This is a genomic window from Gottfriedia solisilvae (assembly GCF_002128405.1).
Classification (GTDB): Bacteria; Bacillota; Bacilli; order Bacillales; family Bacillaceae_G; genus Gottfriedia; species Gottfriedia solisilvae.
The window spans coordinates 515,204-536,498 of record NZ_NETJ01000003.1; the positions used below are offsets into that span (position 1 = coordinate 515,204).

The 21,295-nt window shown below is 34.5% G+C and carries 10 protein-coding genes and 1 pseudogene; 7 read left to right on the forward strand and 4 right to left on the reverse strand.

The window, feature by feature from the left end; all coding sequences use genetic code 11:
- Window positions 1-25: 25 nt before the first annotated feature.
- A pseudogene (locus tag CAB05_RS22495) lies at window positions 26-139 on the forward strand (GNAT family N-acetyltransferase); the annotation flags it as partial.
- Window positions 140-474: 335 nt separating this feature from the next.
- On the opposite strand, the gene CAB05_RS11765 reads toward CAB05_RS22495, so the two are convergent.
- Both CAB05_RS11765 and CAB05_RS11770 read right to left on the reverse strand, forming a co-directional pair.
- Window positions 475-777 carry a hypothetical protein gene (locus CAB05_RS11765; RefSeq protein ID WP_142283090.1) on the reverse strand — a complete coding sequence of 101 codons (303 nt, stop codon included), beginning with the start codon at window positions 775-777 and terminating at the stop codon, window positions 475-477.
- Window positions 778-802: 25 nt separating this feature from the next.
- Complete coding sequence (locus tag CAB05_RS11770) at window positions 803-1,021, reverse strand: hypothetical protein (RefSeq protein ID WP_088000025.1); 219 nt, start codon at window positions 1,019-1,021, stop codon at window positions 803-805.
- 943 nt (window positions 1,022-1,964) lie between these two features.
- Between CAB05_RS11770 and CAB05_RS11775 the strand changes: the two genes are divergently transcribed.
- Window positions 1,965-5,507 carry a S8 family serine peptidase gene (locus CAB05_RS11775; protein ID WP_088000026.1) on the forward strand — a complete coding sequence of 1,181 codons (3,543 nt, stop codon included), beginning with the start codon at window positions 1,965-1,967 and terminating at the stop codon, window positions 5,505-5,507.
- A gap of 585 nt (window positions 5,508-6,092) precedes the next feature.
- The gene (locus CAB05_RS11780; protein ID WP_088000027.1) at window positions 6,093-14,138 is read left to right on the forward strand and encodes an InlB B-repeat-containing protein; all 8,046 of its coding nucleotides are present in this window, start codon (window positions 6,093-6,095) and stop codon (window positions 14,136-14,138) included.
- A gap of 189 nt (window positions 14,139-14,327) precedes the next feature.
- On the opposite strand, the gene CAB05_RS22350 is transcribed toward CAB05_RS11780, so the two are convergent.
- Window positions 14,328-14,501 carry a hypothetical protein gene (locus tag CAB05_RS22350; RefSeq protein WP_217348565.1) on the reverse strand — a complete coding sequence of 58 codons (174 nt, stop codon included), beginning with the start codon at window positions 14,499-14,501 and terminating at the stop codon, window positions 14,328-14,330.
- Between the two features lie 140 nt (window positions 14,502-14,641).
- Here CAB05_RS22350 and CAB05_RS11785 point away from each other — a divergent pair, with 140 nt between their 5' ends.
- The 4 genes from CAB05_RS11785 (at window position 14,642) to CAB05_RS11800 (ending at window position 18,932) form a co-directional block, all read left to right on the forward strand.
- Window positions 14,642-15,217, forward strand: coding sequence for a TetR/AcrR family transcriptional regulator (locus CAB05_RS11785; protein ID WP_088000028.1), 576 nt, complete (start codon window positions 14,642-14,644; stop codon window positions 15,215-15,217).
- Window positions 15,218-15,317: 100 nt separating this feature from the next.
- Window positions 15,318-16,184 (forward strand): Cof-type HAD-IIB family hydrolase, encoded by an 867-nt coding sequence (locus CAB05_RS11790; RefSeq protein WP_158093255.1) that lies wholly within the window; start codon window positions 15,318-15,320, stop codon window positions 16,182-16,184.
- Window positions 16,185-16,574: 390 nt separating this feature from the next.
- Entirely contained in the window at window positions 16,575-17,810 is a 1,236-nt protein-coding gene (locus CAB05_RS11795) for a sugar efflux transporter (protein ID WP_088000030.1), read from the forward strand.
- A gap of 132 nt (window positions 17,811-17,942) precedes the next feature.
- Window positions 17,943-18,932: an aldo/keto reductase gene (locus tag CAB05_RS11800; protein WP_088000031.1), complete on the forward strand. Its 990-nt coding sequence runs from the start codon at window positions 17,943-17,945 to the stop codon at window positions 18,930-18,932.
- Window positions 18,933-19,912: 980 nt separating this feature from the next.
- Here CAB05_RS11800 and CAB05_RS11805 read toward each other — a convergent pair.
- Window positions 19,913-21,133: a helix-turn-helix domain-containing protein gene (locus CAB05_RS11805; RefSeq protein WP_088000032.1), complete on the reverse strand. Its 1,221-nt coding sequence runs from the start codon at window positions 21,131-21,133 to the stop codon at window positions 19,913-19,915.
- Between the last annotated feature and the right edge of the window lie 162 nt (window positions 21,134-21,295).

The window sequence follows — 21,295 nt, forward strand, 5'->3', positions numbered from 1 at the left end:
AGGTTCATCATCAGCTATTAATATCTTGAAAGAACGCTTAGGTTTTAAACAGGAAGGTATAATCAGACAAGCATAATGGTTATATGACCATTATGTAGATCATGTAATATATGGGCTTTTGGATGAGGAATGGATATGAATTATAATTGAACCAACGCATGCTATAGTATGAATTCGCTCTGCTTTTTCATCGATTTAATAGGTTTTATGCTGATATATAGGTATAAATCGCAAATATAATTACCGTACTAAATAGCAACTGACTAAAAAATAGGCAGTTGCTATTTTATGTGCGATTTAAAATGCGAAAATAGTAAGTGGCATTTTATTAAAATCAAAAGATGAAAAAAATCATATGAAATCTGCGGATAACAGTAATTATCCAAATCTTCTCTGATATAAGGAGTGAGTATGTTCATAAGCATATCCTGTAATTCATAAAATATTGAATTAGGGTTAATGCTAAACCATTTGTTACTCTTTTTGCTTTTCTTTTTGGTACATTTCATACATTATATTGAGGTTTTCTTTTTGATCAAGTATTTCTTTGGTTGTTTTCCCCTCGTGCTTTTCTCTGGCATGTTTTGCATATTTGGAGTAGTTTGTCCACTTTTCACACAGAGGGCAAGGGACATTATTACCAATCCGAAAATGAATAAGTGAAAAATAAGAAGATTTATCATCTTTTATACAAGTAGAACTATCGTCATTTGGGCTTTCTTTACACTCGAATGATTCATCAATATCAAATATCTTTGATCCTGACTTTTCATTCATTAAAAGCACAATTTTATTCCTTAATTCATGTTTTTCGGCGATTAAAAGCGGAACCCATAGAATCGCTTAATGATTTTTCAAATTTAGGATTTTTAAATAAAGGCATTTTGGATTTTATTCTCATTATTGCTAAATCTAGACTTTGTTCTAATTCCGGATTTTTAATAATGAGCTTAGCGACGTTTTCCTCAAATGAAGGGTCACCAATTGCCTGAAGTAGATCCTCTGCTGAAATTTTAGCCATGTTTTCATTCCCTTTTGTATATATTCAAGGAGTTATTTCTAATACGAAAAAGCTAATTTTTTTGTTAGCTTTTTCATATTATGTTTAAAATATCATTTAAGAAAAGTAACGAAAAAGTAACAAATCAGGAATTTTTAAAAATAATTAGTAGATACCAAAAATCACCAAATGCTTTAATATCAGTACTTTAGGAGATACTAAATAACTATAAAATACTAGCGCTCTACTTTGACAGGGTAGGGGTCGATGGTTCAAGACCAGTTGGGATCATACTTTACCACAACAGCGTTGGCACAATATTTTGTCAGATCAAATTGCATGGAGAGTTGCAATCAAGTTTTGACCGAAACACTTCGTACATTCTAAATTTTAGAATGTACGAAGTGTTTTTTGTTGTCTATAAAATAATTCGATGAAAAAGTAAAACTCGGTAAATTTTACGTTAATCCTCCAATGTAATCATCTTCATATAAACAGATCCTTTATTTATATTGGACTTCTATACTAAGTTCATAGTTTTTTATATAGTATTTTTGATACTTTCATCGCAATATGCTAGGTCTTTTCCACTGATTCCTCGGCAATGTTTTAGAAAAAATAGTTAACTATTAAAGAATTTAGTTTGATTTTTCCTAATTTTCTTTTGTAAGTCTTTAGCAAAATCTGACAAAAAGATTAATAACTTTCCAGAAAAAAACATATTTCTTATATTCATTTTATATTTCTATTAAATAATAGATAAAAAACATGCCGAATGAACTAATGGAGATTAAGGGTGATTCCCCCAATACACGTTCATTAATAGGAGATATACAATTTGAATAGTATTTATATTTGACCACAAAAATATGAAAATAGTAAATCTCTATTTGCTTTTTCTATTGAACTATATTGATACAAAGTGGATTTAAATAAATACAAAATTAAATTAGGAGAGTTGTTAATGAAAAATGGGAAATTAAAAGCGTTTAAAGTAATGTCCACTGCAGCTTTAACATCTTTGATTTTTACATCTTTAACAGTTTTTGCCGAAAACAATGACATATCATTCCAAACAGATTCAACGGATGAGGTCGTAGAGCAGGGAGCACCATTATTAGCCAGACATAATGAGGAAATCAATCAAGAAGACTCAATTTATAAAGATGTAAAAAATGATGCTCTAACTAAAGAATATAAACCAGATGAACTAGTTCGCTTAATTGTAGAAGTGGAGCAGCCAACAGAAAACGAGGATACACCACAAAATAAAAGAACTCTATTTAAAGAAAAGCAAGACAAAGTCATTGAGCAGATGACAAAAGAAAAAAATTCTAAATCGAATGCTGTAATGAAATTGAAACATCGATATTTTGAGGGATTTAACGGATTCAGTGTAGAAACAGAATATCAAAATTTAAAAGAAATTCAGTCGATCCCAGGGGTTACACATGTTTCTGTTGCCAGAACTTATAAGGAAAATATGGCAGCAAGTAAAGATTTAGTACAAGCTCAAAAAGTATGGGAGCAATATGGTTATAAAGGAGAAGGATTAGTAGTAGGGGTAATAGATTCTGGGATTGATTATACGCACAAAGATATGAAATTATCTGATGAAGCTAAAGCGAAAGAAAAATGGACTCAAGATAAAATGAATCAAAAAATGGCACAGACGGATGTTAATGAAGTTTGGTATACAGATAAAGTCCCAACAGGCTATGACTGGGCAGACAACGATACGAATGTCATTCCTGGACCAAAAGGTAGCTCACATGGTACACATGTGGCTGGAACAATTGGCGCAAATGGTGACGAAACGAAAGGTGGAGTGGCCGGAATTGCACCAGGTGTTCAGCTTATAGCTGAAAAGGTATTTTCAGATAATGCTAGCGGAGCCTATGAAGATGATATTATTGCTGGAATCGAACATGCTGTCACAATGGGTGCGGATGTTATCAACATGAGCTTAGGTGTTGATGCAGGCTATGTAGATGAAGAATATGATCCGATTCAAAAAGCGATCCGAGTTGCAACTGAACAAGGAACACTTGTTGTCGTAGCAGCAGGAAATTCAGCCTACAGTACAAAGAATACTCTTTCTGTCCCATCTTTAAGGCCATTTGCAGAAGATCCTGATATTGGAACAGTTGGTTCGCCGGGTGTGAGCCCATTTGCATTGTCAGTGGCTTCATATGAAAATACTAAATTACATTTATATGGATTATCAGATGGAGCTGGTCTAACGATTCCATTCAGAGATCAAACACAGTTTCCTGCATCGTATAATTTTAAAGTTTCTAAGAATCTTTTGCCTGATACCAACTATGATATGGTGTTTGTAGGAGAAGGAATAAAAGCTACAGATTATCCTAAAGGAAAAACTGGCTATATTGCCGTTGTTAAATTATTAAATTCATATAGTACTGTTTCTTCAATTCAGTGGACGGCTAAAAGTGCTGGCGCAAAGGCTATTATTATGATCCCGCCTACAGTATGGTCAGATTATACTAGTTTACCAGTAACGCCAACTGCAGTACCGACGGCTTCAACAGGTAAAGCTGATGGGGAAGCGCTGTTAAGTAAAATAAGAAGTATGCCAAGCGGTCAATATTTAAGTATGAAATTTGCAGGTGATATTTGGGGAAACAACCCGTCAAAGGATACTATGTCGTATTTTTCATCGATGGGTACTACAACTACATTAGATTTTAAACCGGAAATGTCAGCTCCCGGAGGAAATATTTATTCCACTATACCTGGAAATGATTATGAAGTGATGAGCGGTACATCCATGGCAACACCTCATGTAGCGGGCGGTGCAACATTGTTATTGCAAAGTCTTTATCAAAAAGGGTTAAAACATTCAGAAGATACAATATTAAAGTCAAAAATTGCTTTAATGAATTCATCTAAAGTAGTGATGGATCCAAGAACTGATGGAGAAGTTCCATATTCACCACGTATACAAGGATCTGGGGTAATGCAAATTCAAAATGCTATTAATACGCCAGTCATTGTGACAAATAGAAATGCTCCGTTAGAACAGGCGGGTGCTGTTGCATTAAAGGAAATCGGGCAAGAAACGCAGTTTAAATTAAATATGCAGGCATTTGACGCTCCAAAAGGGAAAAATAATAGTGCTGATATCGAATACAATGTCTATGTTGATTTATTGAAAGATAAAACGGAAACGAAAGAATTTGATTTTGATGGGGATGGACAAATAGAACCAAAAGAATATTTAAGTTTAACAAGCGAACGTATTAGTGGTGCAACTGTTACTGTTAATGATCATATCGTTTCAGAAAAAACAGGAGCTTTAGTTAAAATCAAATCGGGTCAAACGAAAATGCTGACTGTAAATGTCTCATTACCAGATTCCTTAAAGAAAAATAGTTTTGTTGAAGGATTTGTTCGTCTTGTTCCAGTACAGAAGGATCAAGATAAAGCTGTTTCTCTATCTATACCTTATATGGGCTTCTATGGAAAATGGGATGAACTGCGTAATATCGATGCACCAGCTTGGGATAAAGATGCCTTTGTAGGATATACGGCACTTTGGGATGATATGACAGAAGGTGGAGCGCCGTTAGGGTTTGATGGCAAAGGATTTAAGGTAAATCATATAGCTTATTCGCCAAATTATCTTAACACTGGGATTTTTGCGGGATTCCAAGCACTACGTAATTTAGAAAAAGTTGAATCTTATATTGAAGATAAAGATGGAAATCTCATTAAAAATTTAGGAGACTTTAGTGAATATACTGGAACTGGGCAACCATGGAAATTCAGAAAAAATATTATGTCATATGGAGATATTAAGTATGATGGTTATAAATGGGATATGAAAGATCCTTCTGGACAATACGTTCCTGACGGTATCTACCAATATGTACTGAAAACAACATTAGATTATCCAAACGCAAGACCACAGATAGTAAAAATGCCAATGGTAGTTGATTCCATCGGGCCAAAAGTTTCAGATATTAAAGTTACGCCAGTGAATGGAAAATATGAAATTACATTTAATGCGGTAGATAATGCAAGTGATTATATGAATGCCATTGTTTATGTAAATGGTCAATATTATGAAGTGAATAATCAGAAAACATCTCTACTTGTTAACGCAGAACCGAAAAGTATTGTTATTTTAGGGATTGATTATGCAGGAAATGTATCTTGGACTCCATGGGGAGATCCAAGTTATATAAAATCTGGTATGGCGATTCAAACTTGGGGTGTAACACCGGCTACTGGTATAAACCAAACAAAACCAGCGAAAATTACTGGTTATGCGTATAATCGAGGTGACTGGACGATTAATGTAAAAAATTCAACTGGTCAAATTGTAGAGACATCTTCATTGAAGAATGAACATACATTGAAAGGAAGCTGGGCACCTGATAAAAATCTTCCAAATGGTACCTATACGATTACATTAGAACTTGTGACAAAGGATGGTTTTAAAGTAACATCGACACCTAAAACAGTAACCGTTATTCAATAATCTAATAATGGGATATATATCTTTCAAGGACTTCACTTCAAAAGTTTAGTGAACAGTTTAAATTTACTTATTATTAATAGTATTAAAATGGCTCTAGTGAAAACTGGAGCCATTTTGTTTTTTGAGGATAATAGATTCTAAAAGAGACTTTCTAAATACATTTTATTGCGATGAAGCTTAAAGTCATATTTACTACTCAATAAACCAACTATATTATTAAAAATCTTGTAAATTTATGGGATTTAATAGTTTATTAAAATAAAAGTATTAAAAACCCTTAATTTTGCTCAAGTTGGAAAGTATTCATTGCAATGCTTACCTAATAAATATGGGAAGAAAGTCTATAGGTTTTGAGAAATTCTGGCAAAAAAACGCATGATAATTTGTATTTTTAAAAGAAAAGGTTGGATTGTGTCGAAATGTGCCAAAGAAAAATGAGTGTTATTTTCCCAATACACGATTTGCTTAAGCTCAAGTAACATTAATTATATTCAAAGTATTCTTAAAGTTATAAATACTTTGGAAATACAACGATTTATTTGAGCATACGATTAGATCTTCATTAGGCTCGGTAGGGGGGAGAATATGAAACATAGAAAAAAGATTAGTAAAAAACAAACAAGAAGAATGATTTCGATCTTTACGTTGAGTGCTATGGTTTTTAATTTTGCACTACCACAGAGTTTACAACTCGTACATGCTGATTCAGACCCAAAACAGCAAACTGTATCTAATGGAAGTTTTAATGCTGAAGAAGTAAACCGAATACTTGCGGGTCTTACTCCTGAGCAAAAAGCAAACATAAATAAGCTAACTGGGGCAGATAATTCGAAGAAAATCCATGTAGACCAAAAGGATCTACGAAGTGAAAAAAATATCAATGTTATCGTTCAATTTAAAGAAGATCCAGCAAAAATTCAAATGATTAAAAAGTCATTGGCTAATGGTGGTGCTACTTTAAATAGCCAAGCTTTTTCAAGCGATTATTCTGAAGCACAAAAAAAGGTTGAAGCTTCTCACGCAAAGTTTAAAAACTTTGTATCATCAAACCAACCTAAGACTCAAATTGTAGGCGGAAAATCTATTAAAACATCAATGAGTATTACGCGAGAATATTCAGAAGCATTTAATGGAGTTTCTGTATCTCTTCCAGCAAAATTAATTGAAAAAGTTGCGGAAAATCCTGATGTTGCTTCTGTTTGGTCCCAAGTAGAATATACAGTTGCTGACGGATCAACGCCAAAAGCTTCAGTTACAAGTGAATTTGTAGGTAAACCAACAATTGGGCTTTCTTTATTAGGGTTAGATAAACTTCAAGCTGAAGGTCATACAGGTATTATTAAATCTGGCCCTCGTGCAGGCCAAAAAGTTAAGGTTGGTGTATTAGATACAGGTATTGATTACAACCACCCTGATTTAAAGGCTGTATATAAAGGTGGACATGACTTAGTTAATAACGAAGGATTCGATGCAAATGGAAATGTTAAGTATGTAGATGACCATGATCCAATGGAAACTACTTATGATGATTGGGTAGCTGATAAAGCGAATCCAAATGCAATCGTTGGACAACCTCCAGCAGATTATAAGCTATATATTACGTCTCATGGGACTCACGTTTCAGGAACAATTGCTGCAAACACGACAAATAATAACAACGTATATTCAGCAAATGGTGTAGCTCCAGATGTAGACCTATATGGTTACCGTGTATTAGGACCAGGTGGACGTGGAACTTCTGACTCGGTATTAAACGGTATTGACCAAGCTGTTAAGGATGATATGGATGTCATCAATCTTTCGCTTGGAGCAACGGTTAATGATCCGTTTTATCCAACAAGTATCGCTATTAACAATGCTACATTAGCCGGTGTAGTGTGTGATGTTGCAGCAGGAAACAATGGTCCAGGACAAGCTACTGTAGGCTCTCCGGGAACTTCTGCATTAGCAATAACGGTTGGTGCAAGTACAATCCCAGGAGAAATTCCAGTAATGACCATTAAGAACGGTTCAGCATCATACCAATCACGTTTATTTGGTAAAACCTTCGCACAAGCAGATGATGCTTTTAAAGGACAAACATTTCCAATTGTTGATGTCGGTTTAGGAAGTGTGGCTGATTACAATGGATTAGATATGTCTAGTAAGATTGCTCTTGTAAAGCGTGGAGGAGAGTTTTTACAGACAAAAATGGCAAATGCTCATAAAGCCGGCGTAGCAGGTATGATTATTTGGAACAATACTGCCGATGCAGATAGCCAAGGATATATAAACAACTTCCTAGGCGTTAGCATGGATAATGTTTATTCTGTTTCATTGACTCAAGCACAGGGACAAGTACTTTCTGAAGCTATTTCAAAGGATCCTAAATCTGCTACGATTACTTACCCAGCTACACTTGATGTGCCAATCTCAAAGAAAGGCGACGAGTTAGCAAGCTTCAGCTCAACTGGTCCGGTAAAAGATTGGACAATCAAACCAGATGTTGTAGCACCAGGTGTTGACATTTCGTCTACTGTTCCATATGACGTTTGGGAGCCACAAGATGGTGTGAGCGTAGAAAACAGAGATTATAAGTTTGCTTATGAATTAATGTCAGGGACTTCAATGGCGACGCCACATGTTGCAGGTATTTCAGCATTGATTTTGGCTGCAAATCCTGAATATACTCCGGCAGATGTCAAGTCGGCTTTAATGAATACAGCTAAGGATATTAACACAGATTCAAAGACTTATAGTGTATACCAGGTCGGTGCTGGTCGTGTTAATCCTGCTCGTGCAATTAAAGAGAAGGTAAAAATCCAAGTTATAGAAAAAGCATACGCAACTGATTCAGATAATACACTACACCAGGTTGAAAACCTTACAGGTAGTATGTTCTTTGGTTTTAAAGGTAGAGGAGAAGGCGCAACAAACGGTTCTGATGATGTAGTTTCATCAAAAGATTTTAACGTAACGAACCAAGGAACTAGCAGTAAAACATTTAATGTAAGTACTGAATTTATTTCAACAAAGTTTGCTGGCTCGAATAAAGTGGGTCCGGGTACAGGAAATGATGTGAAAATTGATTTTACGGTAGATGGGAAAAATGTGTCATCTTTTAATGTTGGCGGAGAAAGTACTGTTAAAGCAACGGCAAAAATTACAGTACCGTCAAATTCGTTAGAGGGAACTTACGAGGGTTATATTAACCTACTAAACTCTCAGGACTCATCTGAGTCTTATCGAATTCCGTTTACGATAACAGTAGCTGAAAAGGGAATTAATAAATTCCAAGTAGCGATAAAAGCGGCGGCAGAAGGAAATCTTTCAGCTTATTATTTATCGGTCAATAACGAAATGGAAAACTACTATGTTGCCATAAAAGACAAGGACGGAAAATATATAGGTTTAGCCAACATGTTAGCAAACAGTAGTAATTTGATCCCAGGTGTTCAGTATGGCCCACTAATAACACTTTTTAATGGATTCTATCTTCCATTTACAAAGGTATACGATGGAACGTATGACAGTTCTGGCATCTCAAACAAAGTGGAAGTGCTAAAAGAAGGTGCTTACTCACTGGAGTTGATCGCAACTGGTAAAGATGGTAAACGTTACACAGCAGAAGATACGGTTTATGTTGATGGTACGCCACCAACTATGAAGATGGATCAAGACTCCAATGGTGGAATTTATGAAATTGATCCGACAGGTTACCTACCTGGACAAGAAATAAAAGGATTCCGTGGTACAGTTTATGACTCAAACATAGACGTGATGAAAAACAATGGAGAAACGTCAGTACCAAGCCCTAAGGATGGCGTAACGCCAGTTCCTGTTGATCAAGCTTTGAACAGTGTAATAGGTTATCAAGATAGTCAGTTCCCAACAGTTTTCTTTGACACCGATGCGAAAGGTCGATTCCATTTTGGCGTGACGGCTGAGGATGTAGCAAATAAAATGGGTAGTGAATTTTATATTGAACCTCAGGATTATTCAGGTGAAAGTGATGGAACTGTAAACGGACAGACCTATTATTTCATTAAAAAGGGAAATCCGTATGTCACATTAACTTCATCTAATGGAGTAGATGCAGGACCAGGTAACGAAGATAAAGTAGTTATTGATAATAATAAACCATTCAAAATGACAATGACAACTAAGTATGGAGTAGGAATGACCGGCGGTAAATTTTTGCTGAATAATCATAATGTCTATGAATTCAGTAATATTCGCCTTACGGATGAGTATAAAAATTACTTAATCAGTAAAAGTATTGATCCGACTAAAGTGCTTACGGTAAGTCAACCGTATAAACATCCAGTTTATGGAATTGGCGAAACAACAGATGTGACGATTTCAAATATTGGTTTAGCGGGCGCACTTGATCATGATATGCCAATTATAGAAGCAGATGTGACCTATAACGACCCTGATCCGGTTACAGGACCATTCAATTATCAATTGTTACAAGCGAATTTAACTTTGTCAGGTGAAGATACAAAAGTCGCGTGGTTCCCAACAAATGAACCTTATGTAAGACAGAATATCTCTGTACTTAGAGGGCAAGTGGCAGCGGAATCTTTCGCAAGAAATAATATAATTAACCAATATCCTCAATTCACGGTTGATTCTGGTGCGAAGGTAACTGCAACTGATGATAAAGGTAAAAAATTTACAACGGACCAACCAACATCATTTAATAATACAATGGCTTATACGTTTATAAACCCTTATTATGCTCTGACAATGGATGTTAGTGACAAGCCATATTCTGTCGAAGCAAGTGTACCAGGACACTTTAAGGGGTATGAAAAAACACCTGTGATAGGTGAAAACAAATTCGGTTATCGATCAGGTACGATAAAGGACATTCGAGGTCTATTCCCTATCCTTTTAGGTGGAGATGTTAACGGTGACAACGTCATCGACATGAAAGATTTGATGAAGGAAATCGATGTTTATTATCAATATAAAAACCTAAATAATTTGAATAACCCGGCAAATAATGCAGCAAACAAAACGGCATTCTTAAACACGAACCGTGATGCAGATATTTATTGGATTAAACCAACGGGATTTGGTTACGGAATTGATTACAATGACTTCTATTACATCTTTAAAAACTTTGGTAAACAAAATCAAAGTGCAATTGATGCAGGGTTAACTGTTCCAACTGCTCAATTAGCAGTAGATCAAGATAAAACTTTTACAACAGACTATGCAGGCTCAATCACGTTAAATGCAGGTGATACGGTACAGCAAGTTATGCAAAAGCTTAACTTTACAGCTCCAGCACAAACAATTGCATCAACACCAAAGTTAGAAGACTTGCAAAATGGGGCAACAATCTCTCTTTCTCCTACAAGCACGGTGTTTGTTGATGATGTAGTATGGAGAAAATCAATTACAAAAATTATGCTAGGTTCAACGGATGTAACGAATTTAGTAACAATCAACCCGGCATATCTGTATTATGATGCAAATGGTGCACAGCAAACTATGCCATCAAAAATTACGTTCCCAGGCTCATTATTCCCGACTGCAACGAATTATACAGTTACAGTGAAGGCTACAGGATACCAAGATGTAACGAAATCTTTAACAATATCAGCAGTACCAATTCCGACTCCATCGATTCCAATTATCACAGACCCATCTGTAGCGCATATCGGGAAAGACTTAACATTAACTTTCCAAGAAGATGCAAATTGGAGAAATGGAATCAATAAGGTGATTGTGACGACAAACTCTGGTAAGAGCATGGATATCAGTAATTTAATCAATCCAGATACGAATCAAAAATATTATGACATTAGTAAAGCTGGTCAAATTACGTTCAATGCGAAAACATTCATGACAGATTCGACGCTTGATCCAAAAAATGCTTCAACCTATAATGCAGCGACTGTCAACCCTGGTGGAAAAAACTATCTGCCACAACTATACAGATTTACTATTGGCTCAGTAGGTGCAGATGGTACGAATTATCCAGATGTCATCGGAGGTTTTGATCCAACTTACACTGCTCAACAACCAGTAGGATACAGTATTACGTTTAACAGCCAAGGCGGGTCAGCGTTCAAACCGATGGCAATAGGATTCAAGGCAGGCTCAAGTAGATCGAATGGTCCGAATAGTGATTTAATCTCATACATGAGACCTGCACCAACTAAACCTGGTTATAAATTCCTAGGTTGGTTTAATGAAGCGGAAGGTATAACACAGTGGGATCCAGTATCATTTCCTGCAACCGGAGACACAACGGTTTATGCAAAATGGCAAATGAATACAACTCAAAGTTATTCACCTGTTGATAAAGCGAACCCGAATGGATTGAAATTTGACGGAAGTAGCGCTGCAAGTGGGATAGGATGGGTACTTGGTGAAGGGGATTTAAAAATCAATATTCCAGACTATTTAACGAATGTTTCTTGGTTAACAAGTAAAGATAAAATTGCAAAAATTGAAGCGAAATTCTATCAAATGAAGAGCGATGGTTCAACAGAAACAACACCAACACCGTACACATTAGACCCAAGTACTTATAACTTTTCGTCTAACGGAAGTAACGGAGTTCTATCGTTCACAACAGCTACCCATGATCAGGCTGTTAAAGCAGGGCAAAACAAATTAGGAGAAAAGTTTGCATTCAGTGAAATGCCTTCGCTAAATTTTAACAAAGGGTATGATTTAACTGTAACATCGACAACAGGAGAAATTGTCACAATACCAGGTGTACAACTTGGGTATAGACGTCATATTGATTTAAACGGCGGTACATTAAAGAATGCAAATGATACATTTTTTGCCGATAGTTTAGTCAATGGAAAAACAACTGCGCCAACCATGAGTATGGGTTCAGCACATGTGATAAATGGAAATTTAACGATTAGTAATGACCTTTACTTGGATGCAGCAGGTTCAATTGATAAGAAGTCAGATATTACAACAAATCCTAAAGTACTAACAGATAATTCTACTTTCTATCTATGTTGGATAAAAGTACCACCAACAGTGAATAAAGACGTTGCTGGAAACATTGTAGGTAGCGATATTACATTACCATTTACTGATGATGGCACATGGAAAAACAATATTAAGGCAGTTCAAATCGGTTCTAAAACATTAGTTTTAAATAAGGATTATACGATTTCAAATAATAGTATTACACTTAAAGGTGATCTGTTCACAGTTGGACAAAAGTTCAATGTAACGATTGTTTCAGAAGGGTATAAAGATGTCGTTGTGACTGATCAAGTCGTTGGTTATACGGTAACTTTTGCATCAAATGGTGGAGATCCAGTTCCAGCTCAAATCGTAGACAGAAATGCGACTAAACCAGTTGATCCGACGAAAGTAGGCTACAAATTCTATGGTTGGTATACAGATCAAAATCTAACAATGCCATATGATTTTGATACGATTGTAACAAAACCAATCACACTTTATGCGAAATATGCGTTAGCTGGTTCTGTTGTGACAGCAGATACAACGGATAATGTATTAGGTAACGATATCGTGTTAGAGTACAGTGATAAAGATTGGGCAAATGCTATTACAGATATTAAACTCAACGGTAGTGCGGTAGATGGATCGAAATACAATGTGGATAAAGTTAACCGAACGATTACGCTAGATAAGAGTTTGTTCACAAGAACGAGAGATTATACTATTACGATTAAGGCTACTGACTATGCTGATGTGACAGTAGTTCAAAAAGTAGTAAATGGATATAATGTCCATTTCGTCCTTCCAAGTGATGCTCCGGCTGAACTAAAAGAAGGAACAAAGGATCAAATTGTAGCACGCAGAATCACAGCACCGACTGTTTATGGTTATGAATTAGCTTGGTTTGCAGATGAAGAATGTACAATTCCTTGGGATTTCACAAGCTCAATCTATTCTGCAAAAACACTTTATGGAAAATGGTCACTTGCTAAATTCACTGTTATTTTTGATGGTCAAAATGGTGGCTTAGAACAGACTAAGACAGCGGAATATAATACAACAATTACAGCGCCTACAGCACCAACAAGAACTGGTTATACATTCGTTGGTTGGTATAAAGATGCTGCTGGTCAAACGGCTTGGAATTTTGCAACAGATAAAGTAACAGCAGATACGATTTTATATGCGAAATGGAATATCAATAAGTACTCGGTTACGTTTAATAGTCAAGGTGGTAGTACAGTAGCTGCTGTGACAGCAGACTATAACTCTATAATCTCACAACCATCTTCTCCAACAAAAACTAATTATGGATTTGTTGGTTGGTACAAAGATACTGAAGGTCAAACAGCATGGAATTTTGAGACAGACAAAGTGACAAGCAACGTTACGCTTTATGCAAAATGGATTGCAATTCCAGTTGCTCCTAAAGCGAAAGCAGTATCTTCATCCGACAATAGTATCACAGTGAGTTGGGAGGAAATAGATAGCGTAAACGGCTATGAAATTTCTCGTGCAACATCAAAAAATGGAACATTAACAGTAATTGCAAATACTACAAAAACCGTTTACAACGATACTGGTTTAACGTCAGGTACTACTTATTATTACAAAGTTAGATCTTACAAAATAGTCAATGGTTTTAAGGTTTATAGTGATTATTCTAAATTAGAAAGTGCGAAAGCATCAAAAAAATAAAAACAATTTTAATGAAAATGAGTGTGCTATGATAGTTAGATCTATTAGAGCACACTTGAATAAAAAAATTTCAAGCCAGATATAGTCCATCGAAAATATTTACATTTCCCCAAATGATAATATAGAAATAGAATACTATCGGTCTAAAAAGAAAAAACAAGAATACTTAAAATGTATTCTTGTTTTTATTTACTGAAGAATTAATTTAGCGATATCTAGTGCCTGATCGGGTAAGTCGGACTTAGAATAAAAATTAAATAATTCTTTTTCAGAACGTTTGACTAAATAATTGAATCCATGACTTTTAAACAATGTTAATGCATTAAACAATGAGAAAGACTTGATAGCTAGTCTATTTTTCATTCATTGAAAAAATGTGGAATTTGTAAGTTTAACAATGAATGGAAAACTAGGAAACTTATGTTGACCGTTCGGTATAATATATCTAAAATTATACTAAACGGTCAACATAAAACATATATAAATAAAGGGTGACTTATTTTATGAAAGAAACTAATTCTAGAGATAAATTATTAAACGCTGCTTCAATGCTTTTCAGAAAGCAGGGCTACAATGCGACAAGTTTAAGTCAAATTACGGAGATGAGTGAATCTCCAAGGGGATCGGTCTATTATTATTTCCCAGGGGGGAAGGAACAACTAGCTAAAGAGGCCATCAAAGAGACTGGAGATAAGATCAAAAATTTTATAAAAGAAACATTATCATTATATGAAAGTCCAGCAATAGGAATTAATGAATATATTAAAAGGATTGCCAGACAATTGGAGAAAACAGATGAAAGAACAACGATTTCATTAGTTGCAATGTCGAGTGAAGTTTGGTCAACAAATGAAATACTAAGACAAATTTGTGAGGAAGTTTATTATGATTGGGAACAGGTTTATGTGGAAAGTCTGATAAACTCGGGATACGAAAAAGAGGAAGCGAAACGCTTGAGTACAGCGATTCAGTCAATTATTGAAGGCGCTTATACACTGTCCCTTACCAAAAAAAGCACAGAACCATTATATATAGCAGGAGAGTTGGTTGTAAAACTACTTTCCGATCATGAAGAATAAATATGTAATGTAAGTTATGAAATTTAGAGTATTGTGGATGAATGACATTCTATATAACTATTAAAATCTAATGTTAGATTATAGAAGTGGAGGAATTGAAATGAAACTGATTGCTCTCGATTTAGATGGTACGACTTTGAATTCAAATAAAGAAATGACAGAAGAAACGATTCGCGCGATTAAAAGAGCGCAACAACAAGGTCATATTGTCATGGCACTTTCAGGACGACCATCATTTTCAATTAATATGGAACTTGCCAAGTATGGTCTAGAATGTCCCGTTGGTGGAAATAACGGAACAGAATTGTATGTAGATGGAAAATTGGTGGAGTTGACAACTTTGAATCTATCTCAAAGTCAACGTATTGTGAATGAGCTAGAAAAAGAAAAGATGCCTTATAAAATTAGTACCGATAAAAGAACATTTGCTCATAAAGATTGGCTTGAACGATTTGAAAAAGTGGTAGCATCAGGTAGTGTTCCGAAAGCACACTTTGAACATAAAGATTACAAAATGTTCACTACTCCACCTCATGTATACGGACAGCCATTTTTTGATCAACCTGATGAAATCGTAAATAAAGACTCGACTGTCGTAAAGTTTCTGATCATAGCGCTTGATCCCGAACAGAGGAAGCGTATGCAGAAAAAATTAGGGACGATAGAAGAGTTATATGTTACTTCTTCCTCGCCATTTAATATTGAATTAATGCATCTAAATGGGCATAAAGGAAATGGCTTAAAATCAATGGCCCGCTATTTTAATATTCCCTTAGAAGAAACGGTTGCGATTGGGGATGAAAGAAATGACATTCCAATGTTTAATGTAGCTGGTTTGTCAATTGCAATGGGAAATGCCGAAGAAGAGGTGCAGCAACATTGTGATATTGTTACTTTAACAAACGATGAAAATGGTGTAGCACACGCAATTGAGAAATACATTTTAAATGATTCATATGTTGGATAAGTAAAAATAATTATTGAAGAAACTCATTTAAGATATCTTAAGGAAAATTAATTGATACTTTATTTTAAAAAAGGACTGTTATTAATAAAAAATAAAGCCCATAAAAGAGAAGATATTGCTTTAATTTTTAGGCTCTGTTAAAAAAGAATGTTTTGATTTCCGTTTCAGGATGCTCGCTTTCCATGGGGCGTGAGCTGAGCCTCCTCGGCAAGCCTGCGGGGTCTCACCCTTCCCGCTACTCCCATAGGAGTCTCGCACCTTCCACTCCAATCAATCTCTTTAAATATTCAATACTTAAAATTCTAAAAGATTTTTTCGAAAATGTCTTTTGTAAAATATCAACAATTAACATTAACAGAGCCAATTTTTAAAAGAAAAAGAGGGTAGTAGATGGTAAGGTTTTATAAGTTATTTTCAATTAATGGATTCACTATATTTATTTTCTGTATGCTATTAATGGGAATCAGTATCTCTATAACGATTCCATTTCTTTCATTGTATGCTACTCAAGAACTTGGCATGAGCACAAGTGCGTTTGGCATATTTATGGCAGTTAGTTCTTTGAGCGGCGTTTTCGTTAATACTGCAATCGCAAAAAGTTCAGATGGGAAATTAGACAGAAAATGGATTATTATCATCGCCATGATTTCTTCTTCATTAAGTTATTTAGCTTTTGTGATCTTTCAACAGTATTTAGTTCTCCTGATTACAGTCACTTTCTTTGGTGGGATCGGTGCAGTCTCAATGCCACAAATTTTTGCTTATGCTCAAGCGTCTGCAAGCGAAAGTGAATCAGATGATATTACTTTTGCAATGTCTACCTTAAGATCGCTTTTTTCACTAGGATTTTTAATTGGTCCTTTATTAGGCACAATTATTTTGAGTGCTATGGACTATGAGGGATTATTTATTAGTACTGCCCTCATATTTTTGGTAATTGCCTTTTTAGTTTACTTTTTCCTTAGTAATAGCAAGCCTTTGTCAAATACAATTGAAATCAAAAAGATTACGAATTCAAAAACTTATTCCCTGAAAGATAAAGTTATTGCACTTCCTTTTATAGCATTTATTTTACTCTTTGGGATTAATAATATAAATGGTATCAATACGCCACTTTTTATTGTAAATGATTTAAATGGATCGCAGACAGATGTTGGTTTAGTTGCCAGTATTTGTGCCGGATTGGAAATTCCAATTATGATTGTACTTGGTGCTTTAGGTAAAAAAGTTTCAAACTTAACCTTAATCATATCGGCATGTTTTATCGGAATGAGCTACCATTTGATGTTAACTTTTTCAGAGGCGTCATGGAATGTAATAGTCTTACAAATCATTCAAGCTATACAAGTAGCAATTGTTATGGGGAATGGGCTTAGTTATTTTGCAGATATTTTTCCAAAAGCACCCGGAATCGCTTCAACGCTTTATGCAAATGGTCAGACGCTTGGTAAGCTTTTTGGTACGCTTGGTGGTGGCTTTCTTGCACAAGTACTTGGTTTTCGCTATGTAAATATAGCATGTATTTTCATCCTAATGTTTGCAGTGATTGCGCTTTGGATCACTAAAAAACACAATTCATCTTTAACCCAGAAAGATGCAATTAATAACTCAGAGTGGGGTGCATAAATGAAATAATTTTTGCTACTTACTTTATAGCTCGAAAAACATCCTTTGTATCACGAAATATAAGATCTTAAATTAAAAAGTACTCTTGAAGACCAATTCTTTTACATATTTAGAAGGTGGGGAATAAACAAGATGGATTATATAAAATTTGGGAATACAGGATTAGATGTATCTAGACTTTGCCTTGGTTGTATGGGTTTTGGAGATGCAAAACGTTGGATTCATCCATGGGTAATAGATGAGGAAAGTAGCCGTACAATCATTAAAAAAGCACTTGATGTAGGTATTAATTTTTTTGATACGGCGAATGTTTATTCAGACGGTACTAGTGAGGAATTTTTAGGTAGAGCTTTAAAAGATTATGCCAATAGGGATGAGATTGTCCTTGCAACGAAGGTTTACTTCCCTATGCATAAAGGGCCAAACGGTTCAGGTCTTTCACGTAAGCATATTATGAGCGAAATTGATAAAAGTCTAAAACGCCTTGGAACGGATTATGTAGATCTATATCAAATACATCGTTGGGACTATCATACACCAATCGAAGAAACAATGGAGGCACTTCATGATTTAGTAAAGGCAGGTAAGGTAAGATACATCGGTGCTTCTGCAATGTATGCATGGCAATTCTTAAAATCTTTACATGTAGCTGAGAAAAATGGCTGGACGAGATTTGTTTCAATGCAGAATCATCTCAACCTCATCTACCGTGAAGAGGAGAGGGAGATGCTACCTTTATGTAAAGAAGAAAAAATCGGCGTTATTCCATATAGCCCACTTGCATCTGGAAGATTGACACGTGATTGGTCAGAAACGACACTTCGATCGGAAACTGATGATACGCAAAAATCTAAATACGGTGCCACTGAAAATACAGACCGACTTATTGTAGAACGAGTTGCTAAAATCGCAGAAAAACATGGGGTACCAAGAGCACAAATTGCACTTGCTTGGTTATTGCAGAAAGAACCAGTTGCAGCGCCGATCATTGGAGCCACAAAAATTTCACATCTTGAAGATTCTGTTGGAGCTCTATCTGTTAAGCTAACAACTGAAGAAGTTGCTTATTTGGAGGAGCCTTATGTTCCCCATCCAGTCGTTGGTGCGCTTGGTTCAAATTAATGTTTGTAACCTCTTGTTTATAAAGAGGTTTTATCCATTAAAGGTGTAACATTAGTCGATGTATTAACTAAGTTAGGTTTAAAATAATCCTAGAAAAAGAGAAGCCAATATTGGTTTCTCTTTTTTATTTATAAATAGTAAAACATCCAAAATAAAAAACTAAATTCAGATTAAGATAAAGTTTTCATAGAGCCTCTCGAATTATCCCTAATTTATTGCTGCGTTCTGATTTTTTAAGTTTCATTTCGAATGAACAGTTGTTAATTTCGAGTAAGAATGATAATTTTCTACAATTCTTTTAGGTTTTTGCATGTAAATTGAGACATTAGGATCGTATTTACACGATTTTTGTCGTATAAATTCATGGAGATTACCCCAATATACTTTTATTATGAGTAGCTGTAAAATTTGAATTAACAATAGTTTTCCTTTATATATTCATTCTTAACATAAAGTAGCTTTCATTACTTTTCTCTCATTCTATTTAACTACTAAACTTTAAGATCAATGTAAGGGGAGAATCTAAAAAGAATTCATTTATGACTAAAGTTGCAATGATGATCAAAAAAGAAGAATTAGATATCTACCATATTCATTAAAATATGGGGCGTACTAAAATAGCGAAAGAGAAAGTAAAAGTAAAAAGAACCAAGGAAGGAATTCAAAGTAAATTCGATGAAACAGCGATTAAAGAGGTTAGATAAACAAATAAAATATCATCAATTTATGATTAGGCCCAGCATGATACTAATGTTATTCCAAGCTGAAATGATCGTCCTCATGGTACACTTGTTTCTGATACAGTGGCTACAAATGGGGACGAATCAAATGGTGGTACTGTAAGGGTTTCAGCACGTTTTCTATTATAGGTAAGGAAGGTTTCTTAAATAAACAAATGGATTCTCTGATAACACATATGAGCAAGGATCGAGCATGCAATTACCAAATAAAAACGAGAATACATTTAAGTATTCTTGTTTTTATTTAGTAATTAATAACTTCGCCATTTCCAGTGCTTTTTCAGGTAAGTTCATTTTTGAATAATAATTAAATAATTCTTTTTCAGATCGTTGAATTAAAAATGAATATCCATATTTCACATACATAGGTAAAGCTTTTTTTTCTAAGTATTGATGGTATTCTTTTATTTTAGATTTTAATAAATATAAAGTTAGTCTAAATAAATGAATAAATAATAATTCGTTCAGTCGAATTGCGATGACTAAGCCTTCTTCTGCAAGTTTTATTAATACATCAGTTGGTATTAGATTTCCGTCAAAAGCACATCGAATATAACTTTCGAAAGAGAGTAGGTAGGTAGCAGATTCTTGATTTTTAAGTGCCATTGATTCTCTATAATATCCAATTGCCAGTACATAATTTTTTCTACGGTAATACTCATATGCCAAATTATGCAGTACTTTTGATTTTCGATCTGGCGCATTACATAATTCACAGCTTTTTATTAAATTCTTAAAGCGATTAATGATTTCTTCATGATTACAGTCTTCGGTAACTTGGATAATCATAATCATTTCTGCGTCAATTACTCTTAGATAATTGTTTATATCTTTAAAAAATTTATGCGATTTTTCGGCATAATAATAAGCTAGTACTGGAGAATGAATTGTATGATACGCAATTGCTAAATGATAGTAATATTCAGGGTTATGATAATCTTCAATTTGAATTTGTTTTAATGTTTGAATGGCCTTATTATGATTTTGTTTAGATAAATAATAGATGCCTAGAACATGTTTAAGAAGATTGGATTCATAATCTGAAAGTTCGTTTTCTATTTTTTGAATTTTTTTTATGATTTTTTCAGCTTCTCGAGTATGTTTATGAATAAGAAGATATCTAATTCTTAGTAGTTCATATAAATGGATATAATCAGAAATCTTGATTAGTTCATCACACTCAAGTTCAAGATTAATTTGTTCAATTTCATTTTGTAACTGCATGATAATTGCTTCATGCCATTGTGATAATCTATTTTTTATATTAATTAACTTATTTATTTCATCTTCCATATTTATTCCAAGTCGCTCAGATAATAAAGATATGATTTCATTATTACAAGTCGTTCGATTACATTCAATTTTACTGATATGTGTAATCGAACAAATATCTCTTCCAAGTTGTTCTTGGGTCAGTTTTAATTTTACTCGATAAAATTTTATGATTTTTCCCTCAAACATAACCAATTCTCCTTTCGATGTGCTTTAAATACATTAAGTAGCCTTTATTTAGAATTGCTTATTCTTTAACGATGATCAGTTATGTTTTTTAGTCACTATGGAAGTATAATAATTTGTAACTAACTTTTAATTAAAATATTACAATTTTCGATAAATTAAGTA